18 protein-coding genes and 1 tRNA gene are annotated in these 20,089 nt (G+C 73.2%); 14 read left to right on the top strand and 5 right to left on the bottom strand.

Annotated elements, in window-relative coordinates:
- Positions 1-7: 7 nt before the first annotated feature.
- Positions 8-1,333 carry a uracil-xanthine permease family protein gene (locus FQ330_RS05475; RefSeq protein WP_146355833.1) on the bottom strand — a complete coding sequence of 442 codons (1,326 nt, stop codon included), beginning with the start codon at positions 1,331-1,333 and terminating at the stop codon, positions 8-10.
- On the opposite strand from FQ330_RS05475, the gene FQ330_RS05470 reads away from it, so the two are divergent.
- On the top strand, positions 1,332-3,695 hold the full coding sequence (locus FQ330_RS05470; protein WP_146355831.1) for an ATP-binding cassette domain-containing protein: 2,364 nt from the start codon (positions 1,332-1,334) through the stop codon (positions 3,693-3,695). The two genes, FQ330_RS05475 and FQ330_RS05470, sit on opposite strands and share 2 nt — an antisense overlap.
- 16 nt (positions 3,696-3,711) lie before the next feature.
- Here FQ330_RS05470 and FQ330_RS05465 read toward each other — a convergent pair whose 3' ends face one another.
- Complete coding sequence (locus FQ330_RS05465; RefSeq protein ID WP_146355829.1) at positions 3,712-4,614, bottom strand: alpha/beta fold hydrolase; 903 nt, start codon at positions 4,612-4,614, stop codon at positions 3,712-3,714.
- A 61-nt stretch (positions 4,615-4,675) separates the two neighbouring features.
- On the opposite strand from FQ330_RS05465, the gene FQ330_RS05460 reads away from it, so the two are divergent.
- The 7 genes from FQ330_RS05460 (at position 4,676) to FQ330_RS05430 (ending at position 9,832) form a co-directional block, all read left to right on the top strand.
- Positions 4,676-5,215 carry a TetR/AcrR family transcriptional regulator gene (locus FQ330_RS05460; protein ID WP_146355827.1) on the top strand — a complete coding sequence of 180 codons (540 nt, stop codon included), beginning with the start codon at positions 4,676-4,678 and terminating at the stop codon, positions 5,213-5,215.
- A 51-nt stretch (positions 5,216-5,266) separates the two neighbouring features.
- The gene (locus FQ330_RS05455; RefSeq protein WP_146355825.1) at positions 5,267-6,136 is read left to right on the top strand and encodes an alpha/beta hydrolase; all 870 of its coding nucleotides are present in this window, start codon (positions 5,267-5,269) and stop codon (positions 6,134-6,136) included.
- A 175-nt stretch (positions 6,137-6,311) separates the two neighbouring features.
- Positions 6,312-7,361, top strand: coding sequence for a lipoate--protein ligase family protein (locus FQ330_RS05450; protein ID WP_146355823.1), 1,050 nt, complete (start codon positions 6,312-6,314; stop codon positions 7,359-7,361).
- Positions 7,362-7,447: 86 nt separating this feature from the next.
- Positions 7,448-8,263: a TerC family protein gene (locus tag FQ330_RS05445; protein WP_146355820.1), complete on the top strand. Its 816-nt coding sequence runs from the start codon at positions 7,448-7,450 to the stop codon at positions 8,261-8,263.
- Positions 8,264-8,305: 42 nt separating this feature from the next.
- Complete coding sequence (locus FQ330_RS05440) at positions 8,306-8,641, top strand: GNAT family N-acetyltransferase (RefSeq protein ID WP_146355818.1); 336 nt, start codon at positions 8,306-8,308, stop codon at positions 8,639-8,641.
- A gap of 104 nt (positions 8,642-8,745) precedes the next feature.
- Positions 8,746-8,816: transfer RNA gene (locus FQ330_RS05435), tRNA-Gly, on the top strand.
- Between the two features lie 248 nt (positions 8,817-9,064).
- On the top strand, positions 9,065-9,832 hold the full coding sequence (locus FQ330_RS05430; RefSeq protein WP_146355816.1) for an LmeA family phospholipid-binding protein: 768 nt from the start codon (positions 9,065-9,067) through the stop codon (positions 9,830-9,832).
- A 13-nt stretch (positions 9,833-9,845) separates the two neighbouring features.
- On the opposite strand, the gene FQ330_RS05425 is transcribed toward FQ330_RS05430, so the two are convergent.
- The gene (locus FQ330_RS05425; RefSeq protein ID WP_146355814.1) at positions 9,846-10,214 is read right to left on the bottom strand and encodes a VOC family protein; all 369 of its coding nucleotides are present in this window, start codon (positions 10,212-10,214) and stop codon (positions 9,846-9,848) included.
- Between the two features lie 60 nt (positions 10,215-10,274).
- On the opposite strand from FQ330_RS05425, the gene FQ330_RS05420 reads away from it, so the two are divergent.
- Positions 10,275-10,871, top strand: coding sequence for an antibiotic biosynthesis monooxygenase (locus FQ330_RS05420; RefSeq protein ID WP_128189222.1), 597 nt, complete (start codon positions 10,275-10,277; stop codon positions 10,869-10,871).
- Between the two features lie 4 nt (positions 10,872-10,875).
- Here the strand turns inward: FQ330_RS05420 and FQ330_RS05415 are convergent, their stop codons facing one another.
- Together FQ330_RS05415 and FQ330_RS05410 are read right to left on the bottom strand one after the other, a co-directional pair.
- Positions 10,876-11,391 carry a hypothetical protein gene (locus FQ330_RS05415; RefSeq protein WP_146355812.1) on the bottom strand — a complete coding sequence of 172 codons (516 nt, stop codon included), beginning with the start codon at positions 11,389-11,391 and terminating at the stop codon, positions 10,876-10,878.
- A 56-nt stretch (positions 11,392-11,447) separates the two neighbouring features.
- A complete protein-coding gene (locus tag FQ330_RS05410; protein ID WP_146355810.1) occupies positions 11,448-12,392 on the bottom strand; it encodes an EamA family transporter in 945 nt (314 codons plus the stop codon).
- Positions 12,393-12,513: 121 nt separating this feature from the next.
- Between FQ330_RS05410 and FQ330_RS05405 the strand changes: the two genes are divergently transcribed.
- The 5 genes from FQ330_RS05405 to treY all read left to right on the top strand — a co-directional run bounded on the left by FQ330_RS05405 (position 12,514) and on the right by treY (position 20,088).
- Positions 12,514-13,545, top strand: a complete 1,032-nt coding sequence (locus FQ330_RS05405) for an ABC transporter ATP-binding protein (RefSeq protein ID WP_146355808.1) — start codon at positions 12,514-12,516, stop codon at positions 13,543-13,545.
- Positions 13,542-14,654 carry an ABC transporter permease gene (locus tag FQ330_RS05400; RefSeq protein ID WP_146355806.1) on the top strand — a complete coding sequence of 371 codons (1,113 nt, stop codon included), beginning with the start codon at positions 13,542-13,544 and terminating at the stop codon, positions 14,652-14,654. The genes FQ330_RS05405 and FQ330_RS05400 overlap by 4 nt, the downstream gene beginning before the upstream one ends.
- Positions 14,655-14,822: 168 nt before the next feature.
- Positions 14,823-15,296, top strand: coding sequence for a YbaK/EbsC family protein (locus FQ330_RS05395; protein WP_146355804.1), 474 nt, complete (start codon positions 14,823-14,825; stop codon positions 15,294-15,296).
- A 66-nt stretch (positions 15,297-15,362) separates the two neighbouring features.
- Positions 15,363-17,726 carry a glycogen debranching protein GlgX gene (gene glgX / locus FQ330_RS05390; RefSeq protein WP_146355802.1) on the top strand — a complete coding sequence of 788 codons (2,364 nt, stop codon included), beginning with the start codon at positions 15,363-15,365 and terminating at the stop codon, positions 17,724-17,726.
- Positions 17,727-17,739: 13 nt separating this feature from the next.
- Positions 17,740-20,088, top strand: coding sequence for a malto-oligosyltrehalose synthase (gene treY / locus FQ330_RS05385; RefSeq protein ID WP_146355800.1), 2,349 nt, complete (start codon positions 17,740-17,742; stop codon positions 20,086-20,088).
- The last annotated feature ends 1 nt before the right edge of the window (position 20,089 follow it).

Genomic DNA, 20,089 nt, shown 5'->3' with positions numbered 1-20,089 from the left:
GTTGCCGCTACCGTTTGCCGGGCGCCGGCTCGGCGGGCGCGGCGGCGGGCGGCGCGTGGTCGTCGCGCGCAGCCGCGCGCGGTCCGCGCAGCCGCTCGAGCGCATCCATCAGGTGGTAGATCACGAGCGTCGCGACCGTGCCGAGCACGATGCCCTCGAAGACGAGCTCGCCGGCGGTGAGCGTGTAGTTGGCGATCGCGACGATGAGGCCGACGCCCGCGGCGAACTGGTTGCGCGGGATCGAGAAGTCGACGCGATTCTCGATCCAGATGCGCACGCCGATGATGCCGATGAGGCCGTAGAGCGCGGTCGTCACGCCGCCGAGCACGCCGGCGGGCACGGCGAAAATCACGGCGCCGACCTTGGGCGAGAGGCCCAGCAGGATCGCCGCGATCGCCGCGACCCAGTAGGCGGCGGTCGAGAAGACGCGGGTGGCGCTCATCACGCCGATGTTCTCGCCGTAGGTCGTGGTCGCCGAGCCGCCGAAGAGGCCCGCGAGCACGGTCGCGCCGCCGTCGGCCATGAGCGCACGGCCGGCGAGCGGGTCGAGGTCGCGGTCGAGCAGCTGCCCGACGCCCTTCACGTGGCCGAGGTTCTCGGCGATGAGCGGCAGGACGACAGGCACGAACAGCAGCAAGGCCGGCAGCAGCGCGGGGTCGAGGGTCGGCATCTGGAACTCGGGGAGCCCGATCCACGCCGCCTCCTCGACGCCCGACCAGTCGATGCCGCCCGTGGCCGCGGCGACGGCGTAGCCGACCACCACGCCGACGAGGATCGCGAGCCGGCCGATCAGGCCGCGGAAGAGCACCGCGGTGACGATGATGGCGCCGAGCGTGACGACCGACAGCAGCGGGTCGGCGAGGAAGCTGTCGCGCGCGGCGGGCGCGAGGTTGAAGCCGATGAGCGCGACGATCGTGCCCGAGACGACCGGCGGCATGAGCGCGGCGATCCAGCGGGTGCCGGCCAGGTGCACGATGAGGCCGACGAGCGCGAGCAGCGCGCCGACCAGCACGATGCCGGCGAGCGCGAAGCCCTGCCCGCCGATCGCGGTCGCGGCGCCGATCGGCGCGAGGAACGCGAACGACGAGCCGAGGTAGCTCGGCAGGCGGTTGCCCGTCACGAGCAGGAACAGGATCGTGCCGATGCCCGAGAAGAGGAGCGTCGTCGAGGGCGGGAAGCCGGTGATGATCGGCACGAGGAACGTGGCGCCGAACATCGCGACGACGTGCTGCATGCCGAGGCCGATCGTGCGGCCCCAGCCGAGGCGCTCCTCGGGCAGGACGATGTCGGATGCGTCGAGTCGGCTCTCGTCGCGGCGGCGCCAGGTGGGCATGCGGCTCCTCGGTTCGGGTGTGCGGGTGCGGGATGGGGCTGCGGGCCGCCTCCCGGATCGTACGGCAGTGCCGCGCGCGGGCGGGCGACGGTACGGTCGACGCGTGGTCGAGCACATCAGCGTGCGGGGCGCGCGCGAGAACAACCTGCAGGGCGTCGACGTCGACATCCCGAAGCGGCAGCTGACGGTCTTCACCGGCGTCTCGGGGTCGGGCAAGTCGAGCCTCGTGTTCGGCACGATCGCGGCCGAGTCGCGCCGCCTCATCGACGAGACGTACGACGCGTTCGTGCAGGGCTTCATGCCGCCGGCGCCGCAGCCCGACGCCGACAGCCTCGAGGGCCTGACGGCGGCGATCCTCGTCGGGCAGGAGCAGATGGGCGCCAACTCGCGCTCCACCGTGGGCACGGCGACGGATGCGTACACGATGCTCCGCATCCTGTGGTCGCGGGTGGGCGAGCCCCGGCTCGAGTCGTCGGTGCTCTTCTCGTTCAACGACCCGCGCGGCATGTGCCCGGCGTGCGAGGGGCTCGGACGGGTGTCGACGATCGACGTCGACGTGATCGTCGACCGCTCGAAGAGCCTCAACGAGGGCGCGATCGACTTCCCGAACTACGCCGTCGGCGGCTGGTACTGGAAGCTCTACGCCGAGTCGGGCCTGCTCGACCCCGACAAGCGCATCGCCGACTACTCCGACGACGAGCTGCGGCTGTTCCTGCACGGCGAGGAGCGCAAGGTCGACTTCGCGGGCTTCGCCATGACCTACGAGGGCCTCATCCCCAAGCTCACGAAGAGCGTGTTCGTCAAGGACGTCGACTCGATGAAGCCGACGCTGCGCGGCATCGTCGAGCGCGCCGCCACCTTCGAGGCGTGCCCCGAGTGCGACGGCACGAGGCTCAACGCGGCGGCGCGCGAGGTGCGGGTGCAGGGCGTCACGATCGCCGAGGCGACCGCGATGCAGCTCACCGACCTCGCGCCGTTCGTCGCCGCGATCCCGCCCGAGGCGGGCGGTGCCGCGACCGCGCCGCTGCGGGCGAAGCTCGTCGACCTGCTCGAGACCTTCGATGCGATCGGGCTCGGCTACCTCTCGCTCGACCGCCCCGCCGGCAGCCTCTCGGGCGGCGAGGCGCAGCGCACCAAGATGGTGCGCCACATGGGCTCGGCGCTCACCGACGTCACCTACGTCTTCGACGAGCCGACCGCCGGCCTGCACCCGCACGACGTCGAGCGCATGAACGGGCTGCTGCAGCGCCTGCGCGACAAGGGCAACACCGTGCTCGTCGTCGAGCACAAGCCCGAGGTGATGGCGATCGCCGACCGGGTCGTCGACCTCGGCCCCGGCGCCGGCATCCACGGCGGCACCGTGGTGTTCGAGGGCACCTTCGCCGAGCTGCGCGCCTCCGGCACGCGCACCGGCGAGCACCTCGAGCACCGGCAGCAGCTGAACGCCGAGGTGCGCACGCCCTCCGGCCGGCTCGAGATCCGCGGCGCGCGCGAGCACAACCTGCGCGGCGTCGACGTGGATGCGCCGACCGGCGTCCTCGTGGCCGTCACGGGCGTCGCGGGGTCGGGCAAGTCGTCGCTCATCCACGGCTCGCTGCCGCGCGACGGCGTCGCGTTCGTCGACCAGGCGGCGATCAAGGGCTCGCGGCGATCGAACCCGGCCACCTACACGGGCATCCTCGAGCCCATCCGGAAGGCCTTCGCATCCGCCAACGGCGTGAAGCCGGCGCTGTTCAGCGCCAACTCCGCGGGTGCGTGCCCCGAGTGCAAGGGCCTCGGGGTCATCTCCTCCGACCTCGCCTTCATGGCGGGCGTCGTCACGGAGTGCGAGCTGTGCGGCGGCCGCCGCTTCACGGCCGAGGTGCTCGAGTACGAGCTGCGCGGCGCGTCGATCGGCGACGTGCTCGACATGTCGGTCGAGGAGGCGCGGCGGTTCTTCACCGAGCGGCAGGTGCAGCCGATGCTCGGCCGCCTCGTCGACGTGGGGCTCGGCTACATCCGCCTCGGCCAGACGCTCACGACGCTCTCGGGCGGCGAGCGGCAGCGGCTGAAGCTCGCGATCGAGATGGGCACGACCGCGGCGGTCATCGTGCTCGACGAGCCGACGACCGGCCTGCACATGGCCGACGTCGACAACCTCATCGGCCTGCTCGACCGCATCGTCGACGCCGGTCGCACGGTGATCGTGATCGAGCACAACCTCGACGTCGTCTCGCGCGCCGACTGGCTCATCGACCTGGGCCCGGGCGCGGGCGCGGAGGGCGGCGCGGTCGTCTTCGAGGGCACGCCGGCGGCGCTCGCGGCCGACCCGGGCGACTCGCTCACGGGCCGCCACCTCGCGAGGCGGCTCGCGCCGGCGTGAGCCCGCACCCGGACCCTCACCCGCGCCCCGCAGCCGCGGCGGTCACCTCCCGCACGACCGCCGCCACCGCATCCGGCCGGTCGTCGGCGATGTAGTGCCCGGCCCCCGCCGCCGTCGAGACCCGCAGGTCGTCGGCCGTGCCGCGCCAAGGGCCCAGGGAGGCCTCGTCGAGGATCGGATCCTTGCCGGCGAGCACGATGCGCGTCGGCACGGCGAGGTGCCGGCCGTCCCACGGCCCGCGCGCGATGGCGGCCATGCCGGGCAGCACGAGCTGCCGGTAGATGGCCGAGAGCGCGTGCGCCGACGCGGGCTGCCGCCAGAAGGCGAGGTACCGGTTGCGGTCGGCGTCGTCGAAGGTGCGCTCGGGCCAGTCGAGCATGAAGGACACGGCGCGCTGCCGGCCGCCGCGCACGGCGAGCGGGCCGACGCCGGGCGCCGCGAGCACGGGCTGGAACCACAGCCGCCACACCTGCCGCAGCATGCCGGCGGTGGGGCGGCTCCACGGGTGGGGCGAGCCGAGCGCGACGAGCGCGCGCAGCCGCTCGGGGTGGTCGAACGCGATGCGCCAGCCCATGAAGCCGCTGTAGTCGTGCGTGACGAGCGTCGGCCGCTCGAGCTCGAGGGCGTCGAGCATCGCGAGCACGTCGCGCGTCTGCGTGTCGAGGTCGTAGCCGCCGGCCGGGGCGGATGTCCACCCGCAGCCGCGCAGGTCGGGCGCGATGACGCGGTGGTCGGCCACGAGCAGCGGGATGACCCCCCGCCACTCGTACCAGTGCTGCGGCGAGCCGTGCAGCAGGAGCACGGGCGGGGCATCGGCCGGTCCCGCCTCGGCCACGTGCACGTCGAGGTCGCCGGCGCGGATCCGGCGGTGCGTGACGCCTGCCACCTCGGGCATGGGCGCCGCTGTCTGGGCTTCCATGGCCGAACGCTACTACGATCGTAGTGAGCACGCCACTACCTCTGTAGTAACCTGCCCAGCCATGAGCACCACGCGCGATCGGGTCGTCGCGGCGGCCATCGAGCTGCTCGGGACCGAGGGGGCGCGAGGCCTCACGCACCGGCGCGTCGACGAGCGCGCCGGCCTGCCGGAGGGATCGACCTCCAACCACTTCCGCACTCGGGCGGCGCTCGTGGAGGGCGCCTCGGACGGGCTGGTCGCGGCCGAGATGCTAGGGCTGCGCGCGATGCGCGTCGAGAGCGCCGACGACCTCGTCGAGCAGTCGGCGCAGCTCATCGAGCTCGTCACGGGCCCCCTGCGCGTCGCGACCGCGGCCCGCCACGTGCTCTTCCTCGAGGCGGCCCACGACGTGCGGCTGCGGGAGCGCATCAGCGCGTCGCGCGCCGGGTACGTCGCCGTCGTCGAGGGCGCGCTGCGCGATCTCGGCGCGCCTGAGCCCGAGCGCGCGGCCGAGGCGCTGATGGCCGCGAGCGAGGGCATCATCCTCCACCGCATCGCCCGCGGCGACGCATCCGACCCCCGGCCCGCCCTCGCGATCGTCGTGCGGGGCGCGCTCGGCTGACGGCGGGCGGTGCAGGGGCGGCGCCGGGATCGCCGTCGTAGACTCCGCACCATGCCGCAGTTCACCGCGATCCGGGAGGAGTCGACGTTCGTCGACCTCCAGGGCGTGACGATCCATCGCTACCGCTGGCGGCCGGGCAGGCCGAAGGCGGTCGTGCTCATCGCGCACGGCCTCGGCGAGCACGCGCTGCGCTACGAGCACGTCGCGCAGCGGCTCGCGCGGGCCGGCTACGCGGTGTGGGCCATCGACCAGCGCGGTCACGGCGCCACCGGCGTCACGCAGCACGGCGGCGACCTCGAGCGGCTCGGGCGGCTCGGACCGGGCGGGATGCGCGCGGTCGTCGGCGACCTCGTGCACGTGCTCAAGCAGATCCGGGCCGAGCACCCGGGCCTGCCCGTCGCCGTGCTCGGCCACTCGTGGGGCTCGCTGTCGACGCAGATCCTGCTCAACGGCTACAGCGACCTCGTCGACGCCGCGATCCTGAGCGGCACCGCCTACCGCATGCCCGGCTCGATGAACCCGGGCGACCTCAACGCCCGCCACGCCCACCTGGGCGACACCGGCTACGAGTGGATCTCGCGCGACCCGGCTGTCGTCGCGGCGTTCGCCGAGGATCCGCTGACGTTCCCGGCGAAGGTGCTGCCGCTCTTCGGCGTCGCCGACGGCCTGCGCCTCTACGGCGTCCCCAAGCGGATCGACCCGCCCATCCCGATGCTCATCGCGGGCGGCTCCGACGACTCGATGGCCGGGCCCAAGTCGCTGCGGCGGCTCGGCGACGCCTACCGCTCGCGCGGCGGCCTCACCGACGTCACCGTCACGGTCTACCCGGGCGCGCGGCACGAGATCCTCAACGAGATCAACCGCGCGAAGGTGCTCGACGACATCGTCGCCTGGCTCGACGCGCGCCTGCTGCCTGCCTGACGGGCGCCGGCTGGCCGGGTGCCGCACTCCCGCGCGTGCGCCCGCCGCTTCACCGACCCCTCCCACCGCCACCGACCCGGTGCACCGGGTCGTAGGGGGTGCAACGGGTCGGCGGGGGCGCCGGGCCACGACCGCACGGCGTGCGCCCGACCGACCGCCGCCTAGGCTGGAGCGCATGCACGGCGAGTACAAGGTCCCCGGCGGCAAGCTCGTGGTCGTCGACCTCGAGGAGCAGGACGGCCGCATCGCCGGCTTCCGCCTCGCGGGCGACTTCTTCCTCGAGCCCGACGACGCGCTCGGCGCGATCGACGCCGCGGTGAACGGCCTGCCCGTCACCGCGACCGCCGTCGAGATCGGCGAGGCGATCAAGGCCGGCCTGCCCGAGGGCGCCGTGCTGCTCGGCTTCACCCCCGAGTCGGTGGGGGTCGCGATCCGCCGGGCGCTGCAGCACGCGAGCTCGTTCAGCGACTACGAGTGGACGATCATCGACGACGAGCCGCGGCTGCCGATCGTGCACGTCGCGCTCGACGAGGTGCTCACCGAGGAGGTCGGGGCCGGCCGCCGCGGGCCGACGCTGCGCTTCTGGAACCTCGCCGGCCCGGCCGTCTACCTCGGCTCGTTCCAGTCCTTCAAGAACGAGGTCGACCCCGAGAACGCCGAGCGCCACGGCATCCCCGTGCTCCGCCGCATCACGGGCGGCGGCGCCATGTTCTCCGAGCCCGACAACGCGATCACCTACTCGCTCTACGTGCCCGGCGACCTCGTGCAGGGCATGAGCTTCCAGGACTCCTACGCCTTCCTGGATGCGTGGGTCATCGAGGCGCTGAAGGGGCTCGGCATCGACGCGTTCTACGCGCCGCTCAACGACATCACGTCGGCGAAGGGCAAGATCGGCGGCGCCGCGCAGAAGCGCCTCGCCGGCGGCGCCGTGCTGCACCACGCGACGATGTCGTACGACATCGACGCCGACAAAATGACCGAGGTGCTGCGCATCGGCCGAGAGAAGCTCTCCGACAAGGGCACGACGAGCGCCAAGAAGCGCGTCGATCCGCTGAAGTCGCAGACGGGCATGGGCAAGGCCGAGGTGCAGGCGGCGCTGAAGGCCACGTTCCGCCGCCTCCACGGCGGCACCGAGGGCGCGCTCACCGACGCCGAGCTCGCCGAGGCCGACGAGCGTATCCGCGCCAAGTTCGGCACGGCGCAGTGGCTGCACCGCGTGCCCTGAGCCGGCATGCCCTGAGCCGACGCGGTCTCCGCGGCGCGGCCCGCTCACGGCATCAGGACACCTTCCGCCCGTAGGATCCTCCTCCTATGGACTTCTCGCTCGAATTCACGCCCGACCTCATCGCGGTCTTCCTCACCCTGTTCGTGCTCGAGATCGTCCTCGGCGTCGACAACGTGATCTTCATCTCGATCCTCGCCTCGAAGCTCCCGAAGGAGCAGCAGGCGCGGGCGCGCAACCTGGGCCTCACGCTCGCGATGGTCATGCGCGTCGGGCTCGTGCTGCTCGCCGGCTGGATCATCACGCTCAACGACGACCTCTTCACGCTCTTCGGCATGGGCTTCTCCGGCCGCGAGCTGATCCTCATCGCCGGCGGCGCGTTCCTGCTCTACAAGGCGGTGCACGAGATCCACCTGAAGCTCGAGGGCGAGGAGGAGCACGCCTCCTCCGCGGTGAAGGCCACCTTCGGCGCGGTGCTCGCGCAGATCCTGCTCATGGACCTCGTCTTCTCGCTCGACTCGGTCATCACCGCCGTTGGCATGACGAGCAACATGCTCGTCATCATCACCGCGGTGCTGCTGTCGTTCGGCATCCTGCTGTTCTCGGCGAAGTTCATCTTCGAGTTCGTGAACCGCCACCCGACGGTGAAGATGCTCGCGCTGTCGTTCCTGCTGCTCATCGGCGTCTTCCTCATCGCTGACGGCTTCGGCATCCACATCGACAAGGCCCTCATCTACGGCCCGATGGCGTTCGCGGTGCTCGTCGAGGGGCTCAACCTCTGGGCGGCGTCGCGCCGCGCGAAGCGCAAGGGCAAGCAGGTCGAGCCCGTGCACCTGCACGACACCCTGCACGAGCAGGCCGACGGGGCTGCGGCTCCCGAGGCGCCCGCCGCCGAGTCGCGCTGACGCCCTTGTCGGCGGCGGGGCCGCCGGGGTTGGATGGGTCGCATGACCGAGCCCGCATCGCACGACGTCCACGTGGTGGTCGGCGACGACTCCGACCGCTCCCGCTACGAGGCCCATATCGGCGACCGGCTCGCCGGCGTGCTCTCGTACGCCGATGACGCCGACGGCAACCGCGTGCTCCAGCACACGGTCGTCGGCGACGCGTTCGGCGGCCACGGCGTGGGCAGCGCGCTCGCGCGCTTCGCGATGCAGGACGCGACGGATGCGGGCCGCAGGATCGTGCCGCAGTGCACGTTCGTGCAGGGCTGGCTGGGCAAGCACCCCGAGCACCAGTCGCTCGTGGCGCACCCCTACGTGCCCTCCCCGCCCACGGCGTAGCCTCCCTCCGCTGGTCGAGCCGCGCGGCGGAGCCGCGCGAGTCGAGACCACCCCGCCTCCCAGCGCCGTGCCGTACCATGGACCCGAGCCGGTCACCCGGCCGCGCGGATGTAGTTCAATGGCAGAACTTCAGCTTCCCAAGCTGATAGCGCGGGTTCGATTCCCGTCATCCGCTCCTCAGGACCCCGCCGCAGGCGGGGTCCTTCGTCGCTCCTGCCGGGAATCGAACGGTCGAGCGGCCTGCGGCCGCGCTGGTCGGATCACCCGGAGCCCCACCGGGCCTCCGCGCCCGTCATCCGCTCCACGAGACCCCGCCTGAGGCGGGGTCTTCGCCGTTCAGGCGCTCATGCGACGCCCCATCTACCCTCGACCTGTGATCCAGACGGGCAGCCTCGAGACCCCGACGCCCGACGGAGCCCGCCGATGACCGCCACCGCGAAGCCCCGCCGCAGCCCGGGCCGCGCGTTCTTCGTCTTCGCCGCGATCCTCGTCGTCATCGCGGCGCTCCTCGTCGTCGCCGAGCTCGTCGCGCGGCAGATGGTGCCCGGCGTCATCCGCTCCACCGTCGTCGAGCAGCTGCAGCTGCCCGCCGATCACCCGGTCGATGTCGAGATCGACGGGATCCTGCTCCCGCAGCTCGTCGCCGGCTCGCTCGCCGAGGTGCGGCTCGCCTCGCAGGACGTCACGGTGGGCTCGTTCAGCGGCGACGTCGCCGCCGAGCTGCAGGACGTGCCGATCCGCGCCGACCGCGCCGCGGCCGGCGGCACCGCCGACGTGCGGATGACGACCGAGCAGCTGCGCGCCCTGCTGGCGACGATCGACGGCTTCCCGGCCGAGACGATCGAGCTCGACGAGCCGAACGTGACGGCGTCGACCGAGGTCGACGTGCTCGGCGCGGCCATCCCGCTCGGCATCGTGCTCGAGCCGGGCGCCGCCGAGGGCGACCTGGTGCTCTCGCCCGTCTCGGGCAGCATCGCCGACGCCACCGTCACCGCCGACCAGCTGCGCCAGCAGTTCGGCGGCCTGCTCGAGCCGCTGCTGCAGGACCGCAGCGTCTGCATCGCCTCCTCGGTGCCCGCCGCCCTCACCCTGCAGTCGGTCGAGGTCGTCGGCGACGAGGTCGTGGCCGGCTTCGCCATCGACGGCGGCATCATCGACGATCCCGAGCTGCAGGCGAACGGCACCTGCTGACCGCGAAGGCCCGTCAGAGCGCGAAGCCCGCGGGCGCCTCCGCGAGCGAGACGCTGTTGCCGTCCGGGTCGGCGATGGTCACGTGGTGCACGCCGTTGGCGTAGCGCTCCGCGTGCTCGGGCCGCACGCCGGCGGCGGCGAGCCGCTCGAGCATGGCGTCGAGCCCGCGCACCGCGATCGTGACCGTGCACGCGCCCGCCCGAGCCGGCCGCTCATCGACGACGAGCCACGCATCCGCCCCGATCCGCCACAGCGCCTCCTCGCCCGCCATCGCGTCGGCGGGGCGCCCGAGGAGCGTCTCGTACCAGCGCATGCCCGCCGCCCGGTCGCGCACGCACGCGATCGCCAGCAGCTCGTCGAACCCCTCGCCCACGCTGTCCATGCCGGAACGCTAGCCCCGCGCGACATGCGGGCGAAACCTCCCGTCTGCCACGGTTGAGGCATGGAGCAGTCGCCGATCACCGTCGCCATCGAGCGCACCGTCGACCCGAGCATGGAGCGCTACGCGCAGGCGTGGGTGCAGCACGGCGTCGCGCTCGCGACGCTCTTCCCGGGCTTCCTCGGCGCCGGCTGGGTGCGCGAGGAGCCCGGCAGCGTGCGCTGGCACATGATCTACCGCTTCGCCGACCGGGCGACGCTCGAGGCGTGGGAGCGCAGCGTCGAGCGCGCGCAGTGGATCTCGGCGGGCGCGAGCTTCGCCCGCGAGTCGCGCGTCGAGCGCCGCACCGGCATCGAGGGGTGGTTCGACGCGCCGGAGGGCGTGGTGCTGCAGGACGACGCCCGCGTCGAGATCCGGCAGTCGACGCCCGCACCGCCCGTGTGGAAGCAGATGATCGTCGTTTGGCTCGCGTTCTTCCCCATGAACGTGCTCGTCACGTTCCTGCTCGGGCTCATCCCCGGCTTCGCCGAGCTCGCGCTGCCGCTGCGGCTGCTGATCTCGACCGTGATCCTGACGCCGATCATGGTCGGGCTCATCCTGCCGTTCATCACGCGGCTCGCGGCGCCCTGGCTCCACCCGCGGTCGCGGCCCGGCAGCTAGCGGATCACTCCGGCGCGGGCACGTCCGGCACGGTCAGCGGCGCGAGCACGCCGAGCTCGAGCCAGAGGAGCGGCGCGATGACCGCGAGCGCGGCGGTCAGCAGCAGCGTCAGCACCACGACGACGTACTGCACGCGCCGGCGCCCGTGCGAGATGCGCCGGAACCCCCACGCGATCGGGATGCCGACGAGCGAGACCATGAGCGCGATCGTCGGCGCGACCCAGTGCGGGATGCACGCGAGCACCGCGAGCCCGGCGATGCCGGCCGCGATCGGCCACATGCGCGGCTCGCGCTCGCCGGCCGCGCCCTGCTCGGGCGGCGCGTCCCACGGCGGCGCCGGCACGGGCACGGCGGAGGTGGCGGATGCGTCGTCCGGCCGGCGGGTCGGCCGGGCTCCGCGGGTCCACGGTGCCGCCGCCGAGGTGCCGGGCTGCTCGGGCGCGTCGCCGCCGCCGGTGCCGCGCGCGGCCGGATGCCCCGGCGGCGCCCACCGCCGGGCGTCCTCGTCGTGCTCGCCCACGCATCCATCGTCGCAGGCCCGCCCGAGCGCGGTCTGCCCGCCGGGCGGCTGCGCCGTCACGGCAGCGGCGGCACCTGCCCCACGCCCGGCTGCCCGAGCCCGACCGGCCCGGTGAGCGGCGGCGGCTCGCGCCGGCCGCGCGCCGCGGTCATCGCGACGCCGACGGCGGCGACGATCACGAGCGCGAGCGCGAGCAGGTCGAGGCCGCCGAGCAGCTCGCCGATCACGAGGAAGCCGAAGAGCGCGGCCGACGCCGGCTCGAGCGCCATCAGGATGCCGAAGACCCGCGTCGGCACGCGGCGCAGCGCCAGCAGCTCGAGGCCGTAGGCGATGGCGCTCGAGAGCATGGCGACCGCGAACGCCGGCAGCAGCGCCGACGGGTCGGCGCCGACCGCACCGATCGCCCCGAGCAGCCCGAAGGGCAGCACCGCGACCGTCGCGATCACGAGCGCTCCCGCGAGGCCGCCGACGCCCGGCACCTGCCGACCGACCGACGCCGACGCGAGGATGTAGCCCGCCCAGCAGGCGCCCGCGCCGAGCGCGAGCAGCACCCCGACCGGGTCGAGGTCGCCCGCGATCGACTGCGCGCCGATGACGCCCACCCCGATCGCGGCGAGCCCGACCCACGCGACGTCGACGAGCCGGCGCGACTGCACGAGGGCGAGCACGAGCGGCCCGAGCAGCTCGACGGCGACGGCGAGCGCGATCGGGATGCGCGGCAGCGACAGGTAGAAGAGCAGGTTCATGCCGGCGAGCGCGACGCCGAGCAGGGCTACCGAGCGCCACGCGGCGCGGTTCCAGGAGCGGATGCGCGGGCGCGCGATGACGAGGATCACGAGCGCCGCGAGGGCGAGCCGCAGCGGCGTCAGCGCGGCCGGGTCGATGCGGTCGAACAGCGTCTTCGCGATCGAGGCGCCGAGCTGCACGGAGGCGATCGAGCAGAGCACGAGCAGCACGCCCGCCACGATCCCGCCGGTGCGGAGGCGGGGGAGGTGCGGCATCCCTCCAGCGTAGGCGTCGGCGGCGATGTCATCCGCACGGATGACTCTGCGCGCGGCACTGGTCACGCGGCACCCGCGGGGGCCAGGATCGAGCCATGCAGCACCCCCTGAGCGGGCGACGATGACGTCCGGCGACCGGGCCGCCGAGCCCGGCGCGCCCGAGCCGATCCCCGCATCCGCCCCGCCCGTCTTCGCCGACCCGCTCGACGGCGCGGCCGGGCGCCCGCCGCTCGACGCCGACGGCATCGTCGTCGACGAGGTGGCGCGCAGCTTCGGCAGCGTGCAGGCCGTGCGGCAGATGACCTTCCACGCCAGGCCCGGCCGCGTGACCGCGCTCATCGGGCCGAACGGCGCCGGCAAGACCACCCTGCTGCTCATGCTCGCGTCGCTGCTCGCGCCCGACGCCGGGCAGATCCGCATCGCGGGCGCCGACCCCATGCGCGACCCCCGCGCGGTGCGGCGCGCGATGGGGTGGATGCCGGATGTGCTCGGCACGTGGCGCACGCTGTCGCCGCGGCAGATCCTCACGACCGTCGGCCGGCTGCACGGCATGCCGACGGCGGCGGCGCGGGCACGGGCCGACGAGCTCATCGTGCAGGCGCGGCTCGAGGAGCTCGCGCGGCGCCCCAGCCGCGTGCTCTCGCGCGGCCAGCAGCAGCGGCTCGGCCTCGCCCGCGCGCTCGTGCACCGCCCGCGCGTGCTGCTGCTCGACGAGCCGGCCGCAGGCCTCGACCCCACCTCCCGCCTCGAGCTGCGCGAGCTGCTGCGCGGCTTCGCCGCCGCCGGCGGCACGGTGCTCATCTCGAGCCACGACCTCTCCGAGCTCGACGAGATCGCCGAGGACGCCGTCTTCGTCGACCGCGGCGAGGTCGTCGGCGGCGAGCGGCTCGTGCTCGCCCGGCAGGCCGCCCGCGAGTGGCGCATCCGCGCGCTCGACCCGCAGGCGCTCAGCTACCAGCTCGCCCACATCGGCGTCGCCTTCGACCGCGTGCGCATCGACGGCGACGTCGCGCACGTCGCGCTCGACCGCGAGGAGGACGCCGCCGACGTGCTCGCCCGGCTCGTCCGCGCCGGCGTCCCCATCACGCACTTCGCGCCCGCCGTCGGCGACATCGAGCGCACCTACCTCTCGCTCGCCGGAGGCCGACGATGAGCCGCACCGACACCGCGCCCATGGCCGACGAGGCGTCCCGCCCGGCCCCGCCCGACGCATCCGGAGCCCTCGGCTGGTTGCGGCTGCTCGGCGTCGTCGTCGGGCTCGAGCTCGCGCAGCGCGTGCGCAGCGTCGCCTGGTACGTGCTGCTCGGCGTGGTCGCGATCGTCGTCGGCGGCGTGATCACCGTGCTGTTCCTGTCGCTGCAGGGCTACCAGCGCGACCTCGGCGGCGCCATCTTCGCGATGACGATCTTCCTCGTGATGCTCGTCACGTCGCTCGTCACGCCGGCGCTCTCGGGCAACGCGATCAACGGCGACCGCGACGGCGGCACGCTCGCGTCGACGCAGGTGACGCAGGTGACGGCCTCGCAGCTCGTGCTCGGCAAGGTGCTGGGCTCGTGGATCGCCTCGCTCGGCTTCCTCGCCGTGTGCACGCCGTTCATGCTCGCGTCGGCGATGCTCGGAGGGCTCCGCTGGGAGGCGGTGCTCGTCGCGATCCCCATCGTGGTGCTCGAGATCGGCGTCATCTCGGCGATCGGCGTCGGGCTCTCGGGCCTCATCCGCCGGCCGGTGCTCTCGACGGTCGTCAGCTACCTCTTCGTGGCGCTCTTCAGCGTCGGCACCCTCATCGGCTTCGGCGTCGCGACGATCGCCTTTCAGACCGAGGAGGAGCGGCAGGAGATCAGCTGGGACTACGACGAGCAGACCGGCAACGCCACGTGCGTCGAGACCGACCGCACCTACACGACCGTCGTCGCCCGGCCCGACCGGGTGTGGTGGATGCTCGCGGCGAACCCCTACGTGATCCTCGCCGACGCCATCCCGCCGCACTTCGGCGGCGACAGCTACCCCGACGACGTCTTCGGCCAGATCGGGCTCGGCGTGCGCGGGCTGCAGGAGCCGCCGCACGTCGAGTCGTGCGCCGACTACGACCCCATGGGCGGCTATCAGGGCGACTCGCCGCGCGAGATCTACGAGCGCACCGTGCCCAGCTGGTTCGTCGGGCTCGGCATCCACGTGGCGCTCGCGGCCGCGGCCGTGTGGGGCGCGATCGCCGCGGTGCGCGCCCCGGCGCGCCGGCTCGCCCCCGGCAGCCGCATCGCCTGACCCGCCCCGCCCATCCGCCCGACCGCCCGCACCTCGCCTCGCCCCCTCGAGCACAACGCAAGCCCGGATCGTCCGGATGGCGGGCTGCCCGGCCCCGCGCCGCATCCGCCCGCGGAACGCCCACGCCGGGCTTGCGTTGTGCGCGAGCGGCCCGGGCAGGATGGGGGCATGACGCTTCCGACCAGGGCCGCCGCGATCCAGGCGCAGCTGCGCGAGCTCGGCATCGACCGCGACGTGATCCGCTTCGACGAGGGCACGCACACCGCGAAGGCCGCCGCCGCGGCGCTCGGCATCGAGGTGGGCGCGATCGCCAACTCGCTCATCTTCTGGATGGCGGATGCGCCGCTGCTCGTGATGACGTCGGGCCGGCACCGGGTCGACACGGCGATGCTCGCCGAGCAGCTCGGCGAGGGGCCGATCGAGCGCGCCACCCCCGAGCAGGTGCGCGCGGCGACCGGGCAGGTGATCGGCGGCGTCGCGCCGCTCGGGCACCCCGCGCCCATCCGCACGATCGTCGACGTCGCGCTCCGCGACTACCCGGAGCTCTCGGCCGCGGCGGGCACCGCCGACACCGTCTTCATGCTCACGTACGACGAGCTGCTGCGCATCACCGGCGGCGAGGAGCGCGTCGTCGGCGACTGATGGCCGGCCCCGCCGCCGCCCCGGCTCGCACCTTCCCCGAAGCATGGCCGCCATACACTCGGGCACGTGACTGACACTGCACCCACCCCCGCCCCCGCGCTCGAGGTCTGGCCCGGGGAGGCATACCCGCTGGGTGCCACGTTCGACGGCACCGGCACGAACTTCGCGCTCTTCACCGAGTCGGCCGAGAAGGTCGAGCTGTGCCTGTTCGACGACGACGACGTCGAGACCCGGGTAGAGCTGACCGAGGTCGACGCGTACGTCTGGCACGGCTACCTGCCGAGCGTGCAGCCCGGCCAGCGCTACGGCTACCGCGTGCACGGCGCCTACGACCCGCAGCAGGGCCTGCGCCACAACCCCGCGAAGCTGCTGCTCGACCCCTACGCGAAGGCCACGAGCGGCACCATCGAGTGGGGCCAGCCGCTCCACAGCTACACCTTCGGCGACCCGCTGAGCCGCAACGACGACGACTCCGCGCCCAACATGGTCAAGGGCGTCGTCATCAACCCGTTCTTCGACTGGACGGGCGACCGCTACCCGCGCACGCCGTACAACGAGTCGGTCATCTACGAGGCGCACGTCAAGGGCCTCACGCAGACGCACCCCGACGTGCCCGAGGCGCTGCGCGGCACCTACGCCGGCCTCGCGCACCCGTCGATCATCGCCCACCTGCAGAAGATCGGGATCACGGCCATCGAGCTGATGCCGGTGCACCAGTTCGTGCACGACGCGACGCTCGTCGAGAAGGGCCTGCGCAACTACTGGGGCTACAACACGCTCAGCTTCTTCGCGCCGCACGCGGAGTACGCCAGCGCCGGCGAACGCGGCCAGCAGGTGCAGGAGTTCAAGGCGATGGTGAAGGCCATGCACGCCGCCGGCATCGAGGTGATCCTCGACGTGGTCTACAACCACACCGCCGAGGGCAACCACATGGGCCCCACGCTCAGCTGGCGCGGCATCGACAACCGGGCCTACTACCGCCTGGTCGAGGGCGACGAGCAGCACTACATGGACTACACGGGCACCGGCAACAGCCTCAACGTCGCCCACCCCCACTCGCTGCAGATGATCATGGACAGCCTGCGGTACTGGGTCACCGAGATGCACGTCGACGGCTTCCGCTTCGACCTCGCCGCGACCCTCGCCCGCGAGTTCTACGACGTCGACAAGCTCTCCACCTTCTTCGAGCTCGTGCAGCAGGATCCGGTGATCAGCCAGGTCAAGCTCATCGCCGAGCCGTGGGACATCGGCCCGGGCGGCTACCAGGTGGGCAACTTCCCGCCGCAGTGGACGGAGTGGAACGGCAAGTACCGCGACCAGGTGCGCGACTTCTGGCGCGGCGAGCCCACGGCGCTCGGCGAGTTCGCGAGCCGGCTCGCCGGCTCCGCCGACCTGTACGAGCACTCCGGCCGCCGGCCCGTCGCGTCCATCAACTTCGTCACGGCCCACGACGGCTTCACGCTGCGCGACCTCGTCAGCTACAACGAGAAGCACAACGACGCCAACGGCGAGGACGGCAACGACGGCGAGAGCCACAACCGCTCCTACAACTACGGCGCCGAGGGCCCCACCGACGACCCCGAGATCCTCGCGATCCGGGCGCGCCAGCAGCGCAACTTCCTCGCGACGCTGCTGCTCAGCCAGGGCGTGCCGATGATCCTGCACGGCGACGAGCTCGGCCGCACCCAGCAGGGCAACAACAACACCTACGCGCAGGACTCCGAGCTCAGCTGGATCGACTGGTCGTCGATCGACCAGCCGCTCATCGAGTTCACAGCCGCGGTCGCGAAGCTGCGCCACGACCACCCCACCTTCCGCCGCAAGCGCTTCTTCACCGGTTCGACCGTGCGCACCGGCGATGGCGAGCGCCTGAACGACATCGTCTGGCTGCGCGTCGACGGCACGCCGATGGAGCCGTCCGACTGGGAGGCCGCCGCGAGCGAGAAGGCCGTCGGCATGTACCTCAACGGGCACGGCATCGCCGGTCGCGGCATGCGCGGCGAGCGCATCACCGACAACCACTTCCTCATCTACTGCAACGCGTCCGAGGACGAGCTCGACGTGGCGATCCCGCCGGCCGAGTACGCCGAGGCGTGGGATGTCCTCATCGACACGGGCGCGCAGGAGGCCGTCGAGGGGCCCGTGCGCGCCGGCGAGGTCGGCAAGCTCGCGCCGCGCTCGGTCGCGGTGCTCCGCGAGCACATCCCGCCCGTCGACCAGGACTTCTCGGTCGCGGCGTCGATCGCCGCGGCCAGCTCGTCGGCGCCGGGACCGGTGACGACGCCCGACTCGCGGACGACCGACGCGAGGCCGCTCCACGCATCCACGCCCCAGGCCGGCCCGGGCGAGCCGATCGAGCCCGGACGCGAGGGCACCGTGCCCGACGAGCTGCCCGCCGACGGCGCATCCGACGACCATCCCGACCGCTGACCCGAGGAGACCCGTGCGCACGCCGCAGAGCACCTACCGACTGCAGATCAGCGACGAGTTCACGCTCTTCGACGCGGCCGAGCGGCTCGACGCGCTCGCCGACCTCGGCGTCGACTGGGTCTACCTGTCGCCCATCCTCGAGGCCGAGCACGGCTCGAACCACGGCTACGACGTCGTCTCGCACGCCCGCGTCGACCCGGCGCGCGGCGGCGAGGCGGGGCTGGATGCGCTGGCCGAGAAGGCGCGCGGCCTCGGCATGGGGGTGCTCGTCGACATCGTGCCCAACCACATGGGCGTGGCCGTGCCGGAGCACAACGCCTGGTGGTGGCAGCTGCTGCGCGAGGGGCGCGAGAGCGCGATCGCGCCGGCGTTCGACGTCGACTGGGAGGCGGGCGGCGGCAAGCTGCTGCTGCCGATCGTCGGCGACGACGACTGGTCGGACGACGGCACCGTCGCCCACCTCGAGCTCGAGCGGGACGACGACGGCGAGGCGCAGGCGCTGCGCTACTGGGACACGCGGCTGCCGGTCGCGCCCGGCACGGGCGAGGGCTCGGCGCAGGAGGTGCTCGAGCGGCAGCACTATCGCCTCGGGCACTGGAAGACCGGCGACGACCAGCTCAACTACCGCCGCTTCTTCGCGGTGACGACGCTCGCCGCGGTGCGGGTCGAGCTGCCCGAGGTGTTCGACGCGACGCACGCCGAGATCGGCCGGTGGTTCGACGAGCGCCTCGTGCAGGGCCTGCGCGTCGACCACCCCGACGGCCTGCGCGACCCCGCCGGCTACCTCGAGGACCTCGACCGCCTCACGGGCGGCGCGTTCGTGCTCGTCGAGAAGATCCTCGAGCCCGGCGAGCAGCTGCCGCGCTGGGCGACGGCGGGCACGACCGGCTACGACACGCTCGGCGAGATCGACCGGGTGCTCACCGATCCGGCGGCGGCCGAGCCGCTCGACGCGCTCGACGCGCGCCTGCGCGGCGGCGAGCCGGTCGACTGGGCCGAGCTCACGCACCGCACGAAGCGGCGCATCGCCGACGGCATCCTGCGCGCCGAGGTGCTGCGCCTCGAGCGCGAGGTGCGGGCGGCGGATGCGTGGGGCGACCGGGGCGCGCCCGACGACACCGACGACGCGATCGCCGAGCTGCTCGCCTGCTTCCCCGTGTACCGCTCGTACCTGCCCGACGGGCTCGAGCACCTCGGCGCCGCGGCCGAGCGCGCGAAGCAGCACCGGCCGGAGCTGGCCGAGACCATCGACGCGCTGCTGCCGGTGCTCGGCAACCCGCGGCACGAGGCGGCGCTGCGCTTCCAGCAGACGAGCGGCATGGTGATGGCGAAGGGCGTCGAGGACACCGCGTTCTACCGGTACTCGCGCCTGACGAGCCTCAACGAGGTGGGCGGCGACCCGGATGTCTTCGACATCACGGTGCACGACTTCCACACGTCGATGGCGAAGCGGCAGGCGGAGTGGCCGCACGCGATGAACGCGCTGTCGACGCACGACACGAAGCGCGGCGAGGACGTGCGCGCCCGCATCACGACGATCGCCGAGGTGCCCGAGCAGTGGGAGGCGCTGCTCGACAAGCTGCTCGTCTTCGCGCCCCACAAGGGCCGGGCGTTCGCGAACCTGCTGCTGCAGGCGGTCGTCGGCGCGTGGCCGGCGAGCGAGGAGCGGCTCGTCGCCTACATGGAGAAGGCCGCGCGCGAGGCCGACGCGATCACGCACTGGACCGATCCCGACACCCGCTTCGAGGGGCACCTCGCCGAGCTCGTGCGCAACGTGATGGCCGAGCCCGCGAGCCGCGACGTCGAGGCGTTCCTCGCCGCGACGGAGGAGGGCTTCCGCTCGAACGTGCTGTCGGCGAAGCTGCTCAACCTCATGATCCCGGGCTTCCCCGACGTCTACCAGGGCTCGGAGGCGCTCGAGCAGTCGCTCGTCGACCCCGACAACCGCCGGCCCGTCGACTGGGAGCGGATGGATGCGCTGCGGTCGTCCGCGCGCGAGCCCGTCACGGGCGCGTGGGACCTCGAGGTCGCCAAGGTGCGGCTCGTGCGCGAGGCCCTGCGCCTGCGCCGCGAGCACCCCGAGCGCTTCGAGCACTACGAGCCGGTGCTCGCCTCGGGCGATGCCGAGCAGCACGTGCTGGCGTTCGACCGCGGCGGAGCGATCGCGGTCGCGACGCGCCTGCCGATCGGGCTCGCGGCCCGCGGCGGCTGGGGCGAGACGACGCTGCACCTGCCGCCGCGCGGCGACGACGCGGTGCGCTGGCGCGACGTGCTCACCGGCCGCGTCGTCGAGGGCGGCGAGGCGCGGATGGCCGACGTGCTCGGCACGCTGCCGGTCGCGCTGCTCACCCTCGCCGACTGAC

The sequence above is a fragment of the Agrococcus sediminis genome (genome assembly GCF_007923295.1).
Taxonomy (GTDB): Bacteria; Actinomycetota; Actinomycetes; order Actinomycetales; family Microbacteriaceae; genus Agrococcus; species Agrococcus sediminis.
Note: the sequence above shows the minus strand (reverse complement) of the source record. Positions and strands in the feature narration are given on the sequence as shown.

Bases quoted from the DNA above. Each gene is read 5' to 3' on its own strand.
- FQ330_RS05450 (WP_146355823.1), top strand. From the start codon at position 6,312: ATGCACGGCGAGTACAAGGTCCCCGGCGGCAAGCTCGTGGTCGTCGAC.
- FQ330_RS05465 (WP_146355829.1), bottom strand. From the start codon at position 4,614: ATGGAAGCCCAGACAGCGGCGCCCATGCCCGAGGTGGCAGGCGTCACG.
- FQ330_RS05410 (WP_146355810.1), bottom strand. From the start codon at position 12,392: ATGCCGCACCTCCCCCGCCTCCGCACCGGCGGGATCGTGGCGGGCGTG.
- FQ330_RS05395 (WP_146355804.1), top strand. From the start codon at position 14,823: ATGACGCTTCCGACCAGGGCCGCCGCGATCCAGGCGCAGCTGCGCGAG.
- FQ330_RS05445 (WP_146355820.1), top strand. From the start codon at position 7,448: ATGGACTTCTCGCTCGAATTCACGCCCGACCTCATCGCGGTCTTCCTC.
- FQ330_RS05455 (WP_146355825.1), top strand. From the start codon at position 5,267: ATGCCGCAGTTCACCGCGATCCGGGAGGAGTCGACGTTCGTCGACCTC.
- FQ330_RS05400 (WP_146355806.1), top strand. From the start codon at position 13,542: ATGAGCCGCACCGACACCGCGCCCATGGCCGACGAGGCGTCCCGCCCG.
- FQ330_RS05405 (WP_146355808.1), top strand. From the start codon at position 12,514: ATGACGTCCGGCGACCGGGCCGCCGAGCCCGGCGCGCCCGAGCCGATC.
- FQ330_RS05430 (WP_146355816.1), top strand. From the start codon at position 9,065: ATGACCGCCACCGCGAAGCCCCGCCGCAGCCCGGGCCGCGCGTTCTTC.
- FQ330_RS05440 (WP_146355818.1), top strand. From the start codon at position 8,306: ATGACCGAGCCCGCATCGCACGACGTCCACGTGGTGGTCGGCGACGAC.
- FQ330_RS05425 (WP_146355814.1), bottom strand. From the start codon at position 10,214: ATGGACAGCGTGGGCGAGGGGTTCGACGAGCTGCTGGCGATCGCGTGC.
- FQ330_RS05470 (WP_146355831.1), top strand. From the start codon at position 1,332: ATGCGGCTCCTCGGTTCGGGTGTGCGGGTGCGGGATGGGGCTGCGGGC.
- FQ330_RS05460 (WP_146355827.1), top strand. From the start codon at position 4,676: ATGAGCACCACGCGCGATCGGGTCGTCGCGGCGGCCATCGAGCTGCTC.
- FQ330_RS05475 (WP_146355833.1), bottom strand. From the start codon at position 1,333: ATGCCCACCTGGCGCCGCCGCGACGAGAGCCGACTCGACGCATCCGAC.
- FQ330_RS05420 (WP_128189222.1), top strand. From the start codon at position 10,275: ATGGAGCAGTCGCCGATCACCGTCGCCATCGAGCGCACCGTCGACCCG.